The organism is Allorhizobium paknamense (assembly GCF_030815125.1).
Classification (GTDB): Bacteria; Pseudomonadota; Alphaproteobacteria; order Rhizobiales; family Rhizobiaceae; genus Allorhizobium; species Allorhizobium paknamense.
Genome location: NZ_JAUSWH010000007.1, coordinates 70,009 through 84,650, shown reverse-complemented (window position 1 = coordinate 84,650; position 14,642 = coordinate 70,009). Strand labels below are relative to the sequence as shown.

10 protein-coding genes are annotated in these 14,642 nt (G+C 61.6%); 4 read left to right on the top strand and 6 right to left on the bottom strand.

Going from position 1 to position 14,642, the window contains the following annotated elements; translation table 11 throughout:
- Positions 1-4: 4 nt before the first annotated feature.
- The 4 genes from QO005_RS12490 to QO005_RS12475 form a co-directional block, all read right to left on the bottom strand.
- The gene (locus QO005_RS12490) at positions 5-967 is read right to left on the bottom strand and encodes a UDP-glucuronic acid decarboxylase family protein (protein WP_307158373.1); all 963 of its coding nucleotides are present in this window, start codon (positions 965-967) and stop codon (positions 5-7) included.
- Positions 968-1,100: 133 nt separating this feature from the next.
- The gene (locus tag QO005_RS12485; protein ID WP_307158372.1) at positions 1,101-1,754 is read right to left on the bottom strand and encodes an exopolysaccharide biosynthesis protein; all 654 of its coding nucleotides are present in this window, start codon (positions 1,752-1,754) and stop codon (positions 1,101-1,103) included.
- A 94-nt stretch (positions 1,755-1,848) separates the two neighbouring features.
- Positions 1,849-3,690 (bottom strand): ABC transporter ATP-binding protein, encoded by a 1,842-nt coding sequence (locus QO005_RS12480; protein WP_370878059.1) that lies wholly within the window; start codon positions 3,688-3,690, stop codon positions 1,849-1,851.
- Positions 3,691-3,730: 40 nt separating this feature from the next.
- Positions 3,731-4,894, bottom strand: a complete 1,164-nt coding sequence (locus QO005_RS12475; RefSeq protein ID WP_307158370.1) for a M20 aminoacylase family protein — start codon at positions 4,892-4,894, stop codon at positions 3,731-3,733.
- A 278-nt stretch (positions 4,895-5,172) separates the two neighbouring features.
- Here QO005_RS12475 and QO005_RS12470 point away from each other — a divergent pair, with 278 nt between their 5' ends.
- The 4 genes from QO005_RS12470 (at position 5,173) to QO005_RS12455 (ending at position 10,769) form a co-directional block, all read left to right on the top strand.
- Positions 5,173-6,873 carry a peptide ABC transporter substrate-binding protein gene (locus QO005_RS12470; RefSeq protein ID WP_307158369.1) on the top strand — a complete coding sequence of 567 codons (1,701 nt, stop codon included), beginning with the start codon at positions 5,173-5,175 and terminating at the stop codon, positions 6,871-6,873.
- Between the two features lie 199 nt (positions 6,874-7,072).
- Complete coding sequence (locus QO005_RS12465; RefSeq protein WP_307158368.1) at positions 7,073-8,782, top strand: peptide ABC transporter substrate-binding protein; 1,710 nt, start codon at positions 7,073-7,075, stop codon at positions 8,780-8,782.
- A gap of 66 nt (positions 8,783-8,848) precedes the next feature.
- Entirely contained in the window at positions 8,849-9,859 is a 1,011-nt protein-coding gene (locus QO005_RS12460; RefSeq protein ID WP_307158367.1) for an ABC transporter permease, read from the top strand.
- The gene (locus QO005_RS12455) at positions 9,852-10,769 is read left to right on the top strand and encodes an ABC transporter permease (protein WP_307158366.1); all 918 of its coding nucleotides are present in this window, start codon (positions 9,852-9,854) and stop codon (positions 10,767-10,769) included. Before QO005_RS12460 ends, QO005_RS12455 begins: the two co-directional genes overlap by 8 nt.
- Before the next feature lie 3 nt (positions 10,770-10,772).
- Here the strand turns inward: QO005_RS12455 and QO005_RS12450 are convergent, their stop codons facing one another.
- Together QO005_RS12450 and rbbA are read right to left on the bottom strand one after the other, a co-directional pair.
- Complete coding sequence (locus QO005_RS12450; protein ID WP_307158365.1) at positions 10,773-11,906, bottom strand: ABC transporter permease; 1,134 nt, start codon at positions 11,904-11,906, stop codon at positions 10,773-10,775.
- Position 11,907: 1 nt separating this feature from the next.
- A complete protein-coding gene (rbbA, locus tag QO005_RS12445; protein WP_307158364.1) occupies positions 11,908-14,640 on the bottom strand; it encodes a ribosome-associated ATPase/putative transporter RbbA in 2,733 nt (910 codons plus the stop codon).
- Positions 14,641-14,642: the final 2 nt, after the last annotated feature.

Genomic DNA, 14,642 nt, shown 5'->3' with positions numbered 1-14,642 from the left:
CCGATCAGGCGGCTTCGGCCATCCGGGCAATTTTTTCGGCAAAATAGCGGATGGTGGGCTGAAGTCCATCGCTGAGCAGGATGCGGGGCTGCCAGCCGAGAAGCGACCAGGCGCGGGAAATATCCGGACGCCGCTGGATCGGATCGTCCTGCGGCAGCGGCTGGAAAACGAGGCCCGAGCGCGAGCCGGTCATCTCAAGCACCAGGCTTGCCAGTTCCAGCATGGTAAATTCGCCGGGATTGCCGAGATTGACGGGGATGGCATTGGCCTCCTCGCTCTCCATCAGCGCCATCAGCCCGCGCACGAGATCGTCGCGGTAGCAGAAGGAGCGGGTCTGAAGGCCATCGCCGTAGACGGTGAGGTTTTCGCCGCGCAGCGCCTGTACGACGAAATTGGACACGACACGGCCGTCATCGGCGCGCATTCCGGGCCCATAGGTGTTGAAGATGCGGGCAATGCGCACCTCCGTGCCATACATGCGGTTGTAATCGTAAAACAGCGTTTCCGCCGCGCGCTTGCCTTCGTCATAGCAGGCGCGGATGCCGGTGATCGAGACATTGCCGCGATAGTCCTCCGACTGCGGATGTACCAGCGGATCGCCGTAGACTTCGGATGTCGAGGCCTGGAGAATGCGGGCATTGCACTTGACGGCAAGCTCCAGCAGGTTCAGCGCGCCCAGCACGTTGGTGCGCATGGTGGCGATGGGATCGGCCTGATAGTGAATGGGGGAGGCAGCACAGGCGAGATTGTAGATGCGGTCGACGCTCAGGGATTGGGGTTCGATCACATCGGCCTGAATCAGCCGGAAGCGCGGATGATCGAGATAGGCGCGGATATTATCGATGGAGCCCGTATAGAGATTGTCCAGGCAGGTGACCTCATGGCCTTCCGCCAGAAGACGGCCGCACAGGTACGACCCCAGGAAACCAGCGCCGCCGGTGACCAAAATCCGCTTTCTATCGACCATTGCTCGCCCCTCATGGCAAATCACCTGGCGGGCCACGGCACCTTTTCACTCCAACCGAACAGACTGTATCCGGTGCGTGTCGAGCCGCGATCCAGCCACAGATTGCACGCCCAAGCTTTCGCCAGGCTTGCCGTCATGCGAAAGACGCGCCGAACAGCAGGATCGCCGCCTTGACGAAGGCAAAAATCACGCCCGCAACCACAATCATCGAGATCACAGCGACGACAAGACCGATCAGTGCATAAAGCCCATCCTTTTCCAGAAGGGCGAAGGCAAACAGGGTAAGTGCGATTGCGGGCAGGATATTGCCGAGCGGAATGGGCAGCGCCAGGATGATGGCGAGGATCAGCCCCACCGCCCCCAGGAGATATTCGGCGGGCGGGCGCACCAGAAGCTGCAGCCTCGGCTTGAGCAGGCGTTCACCCCGCCGCAGCCAGGGCAGCATGCGAGCCACCAGCCCGGCAAAATCCGCCCGCGACAGCGAGCGGTTGGCGATCAGTTGCGGCAGCCAGGGGCGCATGCCGAGCATGAGCTGCGCCAGCAGAAAGACCAGCGGCGCGCCGGTAATGGCGGAGGTGCCGGGCGGCGTGGGAATGACATTGGGAAGGGCGAAGATCAGGATCAATGCGCCGAAGGCGCGGTCGCCCATGGCGGCGAACAGATCGCCAATGGAAATCCGCGCACGGCTCTCATCGGCCGCCAACCTTGCGAGAATGGCCGAAAGACTATGGTCGATATGTGCGCCCTCGACGTCATCATGCTGGTCTTGCGTCGCTTGCGCGTCCATTCCCCACTCCAAACTGGTTTCCCTACAGGGGAAATGGGAGCCGGAGCAGGTGCCTGCAAGGCCTGCCGGGATTTTTCCGGAAAGCCTTTGGCCCTCACGCAGCCGCCTGCACCAGATGCCCTTCCGACACCTGGATATAATGGCGCACGGGCGGTTCGTAACCCACCGGGCGGATCGGGCTTTTCAGCTCGTCGGTCGCCACGCGCCGCGTCAGGCTACGCCGCGCGGGGTCGGGCACCGGCACGGCAGAGAGCAGTTTCTTCGTATAGGCATGTTGCGGATTGCCGAACACCGCCTCACGCGGGCCAATTTCCACGATTTCGCCGAGATACATCACAGCGACGCGGTGGCTCACCCGCTCCACCACCGCCATGTCGTGGGAAATGAACAGATAGGCCAGATTGAAGCTTTGCTGCAGATCGAGCAGCAGGTTGCAGACCTGCGCCTTGATCGACACGTCGAGCGCCGAGACCGCCTCATCGGCGACGATGACCTTCGGATCGAGCATCAGCGACCGGGCAATGGCGATACGTTGCCGCTGGCCGCCGGAAAATTCATGCGGATAGCGCCGCATCATATCGGCAGAAAGGCCGACGCGCTCCAGAAGATCCGCCGCCTTGGCGCGGGCATCCGCCTTGCTGCCCAGGCCATGTTCCAGGAAGGGTTCCATGACGGCAGAGCCGATGGTCATGCGCGGATTGAGGCTGGCGAAGGGATCCTGGAACACCATCTGGATGCTGCGGCGCATCTTGCGCAGCGAGGCCGCATCCAGCGTCGAGACATTATACCCATCCACCTCGATGGTGCCGGAAGTCGGCTGCACCAGCCGGGTGATGGAGCGGCCCGTGGTGGATTTGCCGCAACCGGATTCGCCCACCAGCGACAGGGTTTCGCCCGGACGCAGCGAAAAGCTGACATTTTCCACAGCGTGCACCGCGCCGGATTTGCGCCCGAACAGGCCCGAACGGATATCGAAACGGGTGGTGAGATTGCGCACCTCGACAATCGGCCGGTCGGCGGCAGCCGGCGGCATTTCCTGTTCCGGTGTAACGGTTTCGCCGGTGGCGATATCGATTACCGGGAAGCGCACGGGCTGGCGGCGGCCCTCCATCGACCCGAGCTTCGGCACTGCCGACAACAACGCCCGCGTATAGGGATGCTGGCCGCGATTGAAGATGGCATCGGTCGAGCCCTGCTCCACCATCTCGCCCCGGAACATGACGATGGTGCGGTCCGACACTTCCGCCACCACGCCCATGTCATGGGTGATGAAGAGCACGGACATGCCCTCCTCTTCCTGCAACAGCTTGATCAGGTCGAGAATCTGGCCCTGAATGGTCACGTCCAGCGCCGTCGTCGGCTCATCGGCGATCAAGAGCTTCGGCCTGGACGCCAACGCCATGGCAATCATCACGCGCTGGCGCATACCACCGGAAAACTGGTGCGGATATTCATCGAACCGGCCCTTGGCATTGGGAATGCGCACCTTTTCCAAAAGCCTCAGCACCTCCGCCCTGGCCTCTGCCCGCGACATGTCCCGGTGGCAGAGAATGGCCTCGGCGATCTGTTTGCCGATCGGAAAGATCGGGTTCAAACTGGTCATCGGCTCCTGGAAAATCATCGAGACGTCATTGCCGCGCACCCGCCGCATGGATTCCTGATCCAGGCCAACGAGTTCACGGCCCTTCAGCCGGATGCTGCCTTCGATGCGGCTGACATTTTTGGGCAGCAATTGCATGATCGACAGCGAAGTCACGCTCTTGCCGGAGCCGGATTCGCCGACAATCGCCACCGTTTCCTTCGGCTTGATGTCGAAGCTCAGGTTGCGCACCACCTGCCGCCAGCCATCCCCCACCCGGAAGGAGGTGGTGAGATTGCTGACAGACAGCACCGGCTGAATGCTTTCCGTTCGATCTTCAGTGCCGCTCATGCCCATTCCCCCGTTCTTGTTGCCTCGTGAGAGGCCTTGATGCTCTTCAGGCCGCAAGCTTGGTTTCGGCCAGCGACACCCAATAGCTGATGCCGTAGGGAATGGCCTCGTCATTGAAATCATAGGCCGGGTGATGGAGATTGGCGGTATCGCCGACGCCAAGGAAGATGAAGGCGCCGGGGCGGGCTTCGAGCATGTAGGAGAAATCCTCAGCACCCATCTTCGGCGCCATATCCTCTTCCACCCGGTTTGGGCCGGAGACCTTGGCGGCGATGGAAACGGCAAAATCGGTTTCCTCCGCATGGTTGAAGGTCACCGGATAGCCGCGATGATAGGAGACATGGGCCACGGCCCCATGGGCCTCGGCCGTGGCCTTCGCCACTTCGGCCAGACGCTTCTCCGCGAAATCCCGGATTTCCGGCAAAAGGGTGCGCACCGTGCCGGTGAGCTTCACCTCCATGGGAATGACGTTATAGGCATCGCCGCCATGGGTGGTGGTGACGCTGATGACCAGCGATTTCAACGGATCGGTCTCGCGCGAGACGATGGATTGCAGCGCGATGATCACATAGGCCGAGGTCAGCACCGGATCCACCGACAGGTGCGGCTGGGCGGCATGGCTGCCCTTGCCGGCGATGACGATCTCGAACGTGTCGGAGGCCGCCATCAGCGATCCCTTGCGGATGGCGAAATTGCCGAGCGGCACGCCCGGCGCATTGTGCATGCCATAGACCTCGCGGATGCCGAACTTGTCCATCATCCCGTCTTCGACCATGGCAAGGCCGCCGCCGCCACCCTCTTCCGCCGGCTGAAAGATCACCGCGACGGAGCCCGAGAAATTGCGGGTTTCACAGAGATATTTCGCAGCGCCCAGCAGCATGGCGGTATGACCGTCATGGCCGCAGGCATGCATCTTGCCGGGCACTTTCGAGGCCCAGGGCAGACCGGTGATTTCCTCAATCGGCAGGGCATCCATATCGGCCCGCATGCCTATGACCGGGCCATCGCCCTTGGCGCCCTTGATGATGCCGACGACGCCGGTGCGGCCAATGCCGGTCTCGACCACGTCACAGCCGAAACCCTTCAATTTCTCCGCCACGAAGGCCGCCGTCTGATGCACATCGAACAACAGTTCAGGCGCCTGATGCAGCTGGCGGCGCCAGCCGCTGACCTCTTCCTGAAGCTCACCGGCACGGTTCAAAATGGGCATGAAAACCTCTTTTATGCTGTTCCCGTTCATCGAGGCGCCGCAAGGCCGGACGCCCGTCGAAGCTGCAACAGACCGCGAATTTCGCCGCTTGGCAAGATCGAAAGCGGCCTCCTGAACAAAAAACAGGCCACAAGGTGCAGAGCGCAAAAAATAAGCTATGCTTGAAAAATTATCCTCCGCACCCGCAGATGAAGAGCAAAAGCCCCCTTGAATCGGCGGGACAAGGCTGACTGATTACACAGAGGCAAATCCTTCCGCCCCGAAGAAAGAGGCAGTTCATGAAACGCACCCTATCGCTCGCAACGCTTGCCGTCCTGATGGTGTCGCCGCTTCCGGCGCTCGCCGAACGCGGCACGGATGGCGATGTGAAAATCCTGTTCTGGCAGGCGGTTTCCAACCTCAACCCCTATCTCTCCGGGGGCAGCAAGGAGGTCTATGCCGCCTCGCTGGTGATCGAGCCGCTGGCGGGCTTCAACGAGAAGGGCGAGCTGTTTCCCCGTCTCGCCACCACCATTCCGACCAAGGAGAATGGCGGCCTTGCCGCAGACGGCACAAGCATCACCTGGAGCCTGAAATCCGGCCTGACCTGGTCGGACGGCACGCCGCTCACCGCCGAGGATGTGGTCTTCACCTGGCGCTATTGCACGGCACCGGGCGGTGGCTGCGCCGAAAAGGCCAAGTTCGATGGCGTGAAAACGGTCGAGGCGATCGACCCGCTGACGGTGAAAATCACCTTCGACAGCCCGAAGCCCTATCCCTACAACGCCTTTGTCGGAGCGCTGTCGCCGATCATCCAGAAGGCGCAGTTCAAGGATTGCCTGGGCGAAAAGGCGCCACAATGCACCGAGGCGAATTTCGCCCCGCACGGCACCGGCCCCTTTGTGGTCAAGGATTTCAAGGCCAACGACGTGGTGACCTTCGCGGCCAATCCGCATTATCGCGATCCGGCCAAGCCTGCCTTTGCCAGCGTGACCCTGAAGGGCGGCGGCGATGCGCTGTCGGCAGCGCAGGCCGTGCTGCAAAGCGGCGAATATGATTTCGCCTGGAACACGGTGATCGAGCCGGAACTGGTGGAAAAGCTGGTGGCGGAAGGCAAGGGCACGCTGACCACCGCCTTCAGTTCCACGGTGGAACGCATCCAGCTCAATCCTTACGCCGTCGATCCGTCGCTTAGCGCAAAACGCTCCACCCAGGAGGCGGGCCTGCACCCGATCCTGTCGGACCCGAATGTACGCCGGGCGCTGGCGCTGGCCATAGACCGCGACGTGATCGTCGAAGCAGGCTATGGACCGCTTGGTACGCCGACCTGCAACATCATTCCCGCGCCGGATATCTACGCGTCCAAGGCCAAGGCCTGGTGCGGCAGCCAGAACCTGGAGGAGGCCAACGCCCTTCTCGACAAGGCCGGCTGGAAGAAGGGAGCGGATGGCGTGCGCGTGAAAGGCGGCGTCCGGCTTTCGCTTCTCTTTCTCACCACCACCAATTCGGTGCGCCAGGGAACGCAGGTGCTGGTGAAGGACATGTGGTCGCAGATCGGGGTGGAAACCGAATTGCGCAACGTCCCCGCCTCGGTGTTCTTCGGCGGTGATCCGGCAAGCCCCGACACCTACCAGAAATTCTACGCGGACGTGCAGATGTATGCGAGCGGCTTCGAAAGCACCGATCCCGAAAAATTCATGGCGGATTTCACCTGCGACAAGATCCCCTCGCCTGCCAGCAACTGGCAGGGCGGCAATATCGCCCGCTACTGCGACCCCGCCTACGACATGCTGGTCAAGCAGTTGCGCGGCACGGCGGGACTGGAAGCGCGCGCAGCGCTCATCCGGCAGCTGAACGACATGATCGTCAATGACGGACTGGTCATTCCCATCGTCAACCGCGGCGAACCGTCCGCCGTTTCCAACCGGCTGCAGGGCGCCATCCTCAATCCGTGGGATTCGCAATTGTGGAATGCGGCAGACTGGTCGCGGCGCAAATAGAAGCAATTTTCGCCCTTGAACGAAAAATAATCGTATGATTAGATAGCTCAAAATTTGTGCAAAACAGCCATCCAGCCGCTTGTTCAAGGTTGCATAAAAAGATGAAGCACGCAACCTTTGCTGTGCAGCGTCCGGACCTTCCGGGCGCTTCTCAGGACAATCGGCAGGGTTCATAACAACCAGAGGGGAACAGCGAAATATGCGTAAATTCGGGGTTATGCTGGCCGCGTCGGCGGCAGCGCTCATGGTGGCGGGCGCGCCGGCAAAGGCTGAGCGAGGGGCGGACGGCGATCTGAAGATCCTGTTCTGGCAGGCCGTCTCCACCATGAACATCTACCTGTCCGGCGGCACCAAGGAGCAATATGCCTCTGCCATGGTGCTGGAGCCGCTGGCCGGTTTCGACGAGAAGGGCAATATTTTCCCGCGGCTGGCGGTGGATGTCCCAACCGTGGAAAATGGCGGCGTTTCCGCCGATCTCACCACCATCACCTGGAAGATCAAGCCGGGCATCAAGTGGTCGGACGGCTCGGCGTTTACCGCCGATGACGTGGTCTTCACCTGGCAGTACTGCACGGCGGATGGCGGCGGCTGCGCCCAGAAATCCAAATTCGAAGGCGTGAAGACCGTCGAGGCGCTCGATCCGCAGACGGTCAAGGTGACCTTCTCGGCCCCGAAGCCCTATCCCTATACCGCCTTTGTCGGTTCGCTGTCGCCGGTCATCCAGAAGGCCCAGTTCAAGGATTGCCTGGGCCCCAAGGCCCCGGAATGCACCAGCGCCAATTTCGGCCCCATCGGCACCGGCCCCTTCAAGGTGAAGGAGTTCAAGCCGAATGACGTGATCACCTTCGTCGCCAACGAGAATTACCGCGACCCGGCCAAGCCCTCCTTTGCCACCGCCACGCTGAAGGGCGGCGGCGATGCGCTGTCGGCGGCCCGGGCCGTGCTGGAAACCGGCGAATACGACTATGCCTGGAACATGCAGGTGGAGCCGGAAGTGCTTGAAACCCTGCTGGCCGCCGGCAAGGGCACCGTGCAGACCGCCTTCGGCAGCCAGGTGGAGCGTATCAACATCAACCTGACCAACCCCGATCCGGCGCTTGGCGACAAGCGCTCCACCAAGGAAGGCGGCCCGCATCCGGCCTTCTCCGATCCGGCGGTGCGAAAGGCGCTGGCGCTGGCCATCGACCGCGACATCATCGTCGAAGCAGGCTATGGCGCCGCCGGCAAGGCAACCTGCAACATCGTGCCCGGCCCGGACGCCTATGTCTCCACCAAGAATGACAGCTGGTGCCTGAAACAGGACATCGAAGGCGCCAACAAGCTGCTGGACGATGCCGGCTGGAAGAAAGGCCCGGATGGCATTCGCGCCAAGGGCGGCGTAAAGCTGTCCTTCCTCTACCAGACCTCCACCAACTCCGTCCGCCAGGCCACCCAGGCGCTGGTGAAGGACATGTGGGCGCAGATCGGCGTCAATGTCGAATTGCGCAATGTCTCGGCCTCCGTCTTCTTCGGCGGCGATCCGGCAAGCCCCGACACCTTCCAGAAGTTCTATGCCGACCTCGAAATGTACACCAACAATTTCGACGGCACTGACCCCGAGCCCTATATGGTGCAGTGGATGTGCGACAAGGCACCCTCGCCCAAGAACGGCTGGCAGGGCGAAAACATGCCGCGTTACTGCAATCCGGACTATGACAAGCTCGCCACCGAACTGACCAAGACCGTGAAGCTCGAAGACCGCGCAGCGCTGGTGAAAAAGCTGAACGACATGCTGACCGAAGATTTCGTGCACATCCCGCTCGTCTATCGCGGCCAGCCTTCGGCCTATTCGATCAAGCTGCAGAACATCAAGCCAACCGGCTGGGATGCGGAAACCTGGAACATCCAGGACTGGACGCGCAAGAAGTAAGACCAGCGGCCGGGCTTTTTTGACAAAGCCCGGCCTGCTTTTCGTTGCGGCCGGAAAGGCTTTTTCATGTTTACCTATACGATCCGGCGATTGCTCTTTGCGATCCCGACCCTGTTGGCCATCAGTTTCATTATCTTCGCGCTTCTGGCCATGGCGCCCAGCAATCCGCTGGGTGAATTGCCGCTGACCATTCCGCCGGAAGTGCGGGCGGAAATGCGGGCGGCACTCGGCATAGACCAGCCGCTTTACGTGCAATTCGTCAAATGGCTCTACCAGTTCTTCGTCAATGAGCCGCTGAACATTCTGCAACAGGTGACAGGCATCAGCATCGGCGATCCGAACCGGCTGCGCATTCTCTCCTGGACCACCCGCAGCCCGGTGGTGGACCTGATCATCCAGCGCCTGCCGCAGACACTCTGGGTGGTGGGGCTCGCTTATCTGTTCGGCGTGCTGCTGGCCATCCCGATCGGCGTGATTTCGGCCTATCGGCAATATTCGATCTTCGACCAGATCGGCACCTTCATCTCCATGGTCGGCTATTCCGTGCCCACCTTCTTCACCGGCGTGGTGCTGATCGTTATCTTTTCCTCCACCCTCCACTGGTTCCCGTCCGTCTATGACACCAACCTCGTGGTGCGCGACTGGGACAGCTTCGTGCTTCAAGTAAAGCAGATGTTCCTGCCGGTGCTGGTGCTGACGCTTTATAACACCTCGCAGATCAGCCGCTTCGTGCGCGCCTCGATGCTGGACAACCTGCATCAGGATTATGTGCGCACCGCCCGCGCCAAAGGCGTGAAGGAAAAGACCGTGCTGCTCGTGCATGTGCTGCGCAACAGCCTGATCCCGGTGGTCACGGTGATTGCGCTCGGGGTGCCGACCATCTTTTCCGGCGCCATCATCACCGAGCAGATCTTCCGGGTCAACGGGCTCGGCCAATTGCTGATCACCGCCATTCAGGCCGGCGACCTGCCGCTGGTGCAGACGCTGACCTTCATTTTCGCCGTGCTGATCGTGCTGTTCAACCTGATTGCCGACGTGCTCTACGGCATTCTCGACCCGAGGATCCGCTATGACTGATGCCGCTGTTGCTCCGGCAAGCCAGATGCCGCGCCCGCAATCCTTTTTCGGTCAGCTCTGGGGCCAGTTCCGCCGCCATACCGGCGGCGTGGTGGGGCTGATCGTTTTCATCTTCATCGTGCTGGCGGTCTATATCGGGCCACTGATCCACACGATAGATCCGAACAAGATCAATATCCGCGACAAGAACCAAGGACCGTCCCTGGCCCATCCGTTTGGCACCGACAATCTGGGCCACGACCTCTTCGCACAGGTGCTGGCAGGCGGACAGATCTCGCTGGCCGTCGGCATCACCGCCATGCTGATCTCGCTCTTCGTCGGCACGCTGGTAGGGGTGCTGGCCGGCTATTTCCGCCGGATCGACGGGCCATTGATGCGGCTGACCGATCTTTTCCTGGCGCTGCCCATTCTGCCGCTGCTGCTGGTCATCACCATGCTGTTTCGCGATCCGCTGCGCGCCGCCTTCGGGCCGGAAACCGGCATCTTCATCCTGATCGTCACCGTCATCGGCATCACAAGCTGGATGCACACGGCCCGCATCGTGCGCGGCGATGTGCTGACGGTGAAATCCCAGGAGTTCATTCTGGCGGCAAAATCCTCCGGCATGCGGGAATATCGCGTCATCCTCAAACATATCCTGCCAAATGTGCTGAGCTCCATCATGGTCTCGGCCACGCTCGGCATTGCCTCCGCCATCATCACCGAATCGGCGCTGAGCTTTCTCGGCCTCGGCTTTCCTTCCGATTTTCCCACCTGGGGACGGCTGCTCTATGATGGCGTGAGCTTCCTGCAATTGACACCCTCGCGGGTGATCTGGCCGGGGCTTGCCATTTCGCTCACCGTGCTCAGCGTCAACTATATCGGCGACGGCATTCGCGATGCGCTGGATCCGCGCTCTCTGAAGCGATGAGCTTCATTGCTGCGCGGCAATGAAGCTTCTGAAGCGGCTCAGACTGAACAGGAAGAAAATCAGGCCAATGCCGAAGGTGGCCGCATATTGCGGCCACACCACATCAAAGCCCGCACCGCGATAGAGAATGGCTTGCGAGAAGGCCACGAAATGGGTGGAGGGCGAGAGCTGCATGGCGTTTTGCAGCCATTGCGGCTGGCTCTCAATGGGCGTGAAGCCGCCGGAGAGAATATTCATCGGCAGCGCGGTGAGGATGAAAAGCAAGGCCATTTGCGGCATGCTGCGCGACACCGTGCCGAGAAACAGGCCAAGCGAGGTGGCGAAGAACAGGTAAAGCACCATGCCGGCGGCATAGAGGCCGAGGGAACCGGAAATCGGCATGCCGAGCAGGCGACCGAGAATAAGCAGAATGGCAAGAAGGCTCATCACCAGGATGACCAGCCCGTTGGCGATGAGCTTGCTCATCATGATTTCCAGCGGCCTGACCGGCATGACCAGCAGATGTTCGAGCGTGCCGTGCTCCCTCTCGCGCACCAGGGCAGCACCGGCCAGCAGAATGGCCAGCATGGTGATATTGTTGATGAGGCCCATGGTGCCGGAAAACCATTCGGAATTGAGCCCCTGATTGAAGGCGAAGCGGGTTTGAACCGTCACCGGCTGCGCGGTCGAGATACCGGCCCGCGTGCCATAGGAGGCCACTTCCTGCGCCACGATCTGCTGGATATAGCCCGCCCCGATGCCCGCCTGCATCAGCGCCGTGGCATCAATGAGCAATTGCAGCCGCGGGCTGCGACCCGCCAGCACATCGGCCTGGAAATTCTCCGGAATGTCGAGAACGAAGGTCAGTTGCCCGCGATCCATCACCTTGTCCACCTGCTGCGGGGCAATCGCCACCGGCGTGCGAAAGCGCGGCGGCAAAAGGCCCGCAAGAATGGCGGTGGACAATTGCGACACATCCCGATCCACCACGCCGATGGAGGCATTGCGCAGATCATGCGACAGGCCGGTGGCCTGGGTATAGATCGCCAGCGTGAAGGCATAGACCACCATGGCCATCAGCACCCTGTCGCGGGCGAGGCCGATGATCTCCTTCTTCAGCAGCGCCAGAACCGTTCTGACATCGAAACCCCTTGCCATATCAGCGCTCCTGCTTGCGAAGAAACAGCCAGCCCGCCGCAAGCAGCACCAGCCAGCAGAGAAGAAGCGGCCAGAGGAAGCCGGCAAGATCGGCAAAACCCAGCCCCTTGGTGAAGCCGCCGACACTGGCGCGCATGAAATAGGTGGCGGGGAAGACCGTGCCGATGAGCTTTCCCGCCCCATCCAGGGTGGAAACCGGCTGCAACAGGCCGGAAAACTGGGTGGCCGGCATCATCACCCCGATGGCAGTCACAAAAAGGGCCGCCACCTGCGTGGAGGTAAAGGTGGAACTGAAAATGCCGATGGCCGTGGTGGAAAGCACATAGACAAAGGCCGCCAGCGTCAGGCCGAGGAAGGACCCCTTCAATGGCACGCCAAAGAGGAAGACCGCCATCAACACGAGGATCAGATAGTTGATAAGTCCGATCGCCACATAGGGCACCTGCTTGCCCAGCAGGAATTCAAGCTTGGTGACGGGCGTGACATAGAGATTGCTGATCGAGCCCATTTCCTTCTCCGAGACGACGCCAAGCGCTGTCAGAATGGAGGGAATGAAGACCAGAAGCAGCGCAATCACCGCAGGCACCATGGCCTCTATGGAGAGAAAGGCCTGATTGTAGCGATAACGCATCTCCACGGAAGCTGCGGCGCGAACCGTACCGCCGGAAAGCCGGGCCAGTTCTTCCAGATAACGCTGGTGGGCGCCGGAAATATAGCCAAGCGCCGTCTCCGCCCGGAAGGGCATGGCGCCATCCATCATGGCGAGAACGGCAGGCGTGCGGCCGGCCCGCAGATCCGCGCCGAATTTTTCCGGAATATCCAGCACCATCATCACACGGTTGCCGCGTAGGGCATTCACCACGCCAGCCTCGCTGGCGATCCGGCCCGTCAGGGTAAAGGCCGGGGACGCGGCATAGGCATCGATATAGGCGCGGCTTTCCGCGCTCTGGTCGCGGTCCAGCACCGCGAATTTCAGGTGATCGACATCGAGCGTCAGGCCATAGCTGAAGATCAGCATCAGGAGTGCCGTGCCGATGAGCGCGAAGCCGAGGCGGATATTGTCGCGCACCAGTTCCATCGCCTCGCGGCGGCTATAGGCCAGAAGACGCCCGAGCGAGAACGCCCGCCCCTGCGGCATCCGGGAAGACGCTGCGGTCTCACTGGAGAAATCCGAGGTTTCCGGCTTTTCCTCGACGTCTCGCCCGCCCCGGCGCATGAAGGCGATGAAGGCATCGTCCAGGCTTGCCGCCCCGGTTTGCGCCTTCAATGCCTCGGGCGCACCGGTCGCGATCACCTTGCCCGCATGCATGAAGGCAATGCGGTCACAGCGCTCGGCCTCCGCCATGAAATGGGTGGAGATGAAGATCGTCACGCCGCTTTGCCGCGACAGGGCGATGAGGTCATTCCAGAACCCGTCGCGGGCAATCGGATCGACACCGGAGGTGGGTTCGTCAAGAATCAGGATATCGGGTGCGTGAATGAGCGCCACGGCAAGCTGGAGGCGCTGGCGGACACCAAGCAGCAATTGCTCGGAAATCTGGTGGAGATAGGCTTGAAGCCCGAAGCGCTCGGTGAGTTCGGCGATGCGTTTCTCCGCCGCCGCGCCCGTCAGGTCGAAAATCGCCGCATGCAAGGTCAGGTTCTGCATCACCGTCAGTTCGCCATAGAGCGAAAAGCCCTGGGACATATAGCCAACCCGCCGCCGCGCCTCGATATCGGCCGGATCGACCGGCGCGCCGAACAGCCTCGCCTCGCCTTCATTCATCGGCAGCAGGCCGGTCAGCATTTTCATGGTGGTGGATTTGCCGCAGCCATTCGAGCCGAGAAAACCGAAAATCTCTCCCTTCGGAATGGAAAGATCGACATGATCGACGGCGGTGAAAGCGCCGAACCGCCGCGTCAACCCATGCGCCTCGATGGCGATTTCGGCGGAAGGCGGCAGTGGCAGCCGGTCGCGGCTCGGGTTATAGCCCTGCCGCTTCTCCTCCGGCAAAAGCGCGATGAAGGCGGCTTCCAGACTGGTGGCCGCCGCCTGCTTGCGAAGCGCCTCCGGCGTGCCGTCCGCGAGAATGACCCCGGCATCGATCATCATCACCCGTCCAAACCGCTCGGCCTCCTCCATATCCGAGGTGGCGGTGATCACGGTCAGTCCGGGACGGGCGGCCTGAATGCTCTCCACCAGATCCCAGAACTGCCGCCGCGACAACGGATCGACCCCGGTGGTCGGCTCATCCAGCAGCAGCAGATCCGGGTCATGCACCAGTGCACAGCAGAGGCCAAGCTTCTGCTTCATGCCGCCGGAAAGCTTGCCCATCAGCCGGTCGGCGAAAGGAGAAAGCCCCGTCGCGCGCATCAGCATGGCACTGCGGCGTGCCCGCTCGGCAGCGCCATGGCCGAACAGCCTGCCGAAGAAATCGATATTCTCCGCCACGGTCAGATTGGGATAGAGGTTCTTGCCCAGACCTTGCGGCATATAGGCAATCCGCGGCTGCACGCGCCGACGCTGGCGGCTCTTGCCCATATCCGCCGACAGCACATGGAGACTGCCGGTCTGACGCTTTTTCACCCCGGCGATCAGCGCCAGCAGCGTCGATTTGCCCACCCCGTCCGGCCCGACGATGGCAAGCCGTGTGCCCGCCGCCAGCGAAAATCCGAGAGGTTTCAGCGCCGTCACCGTGCCATAGGCATGGCTGACCCCTTCCAGTATGACCGCGACATGATCCTGAGCCTGCATGG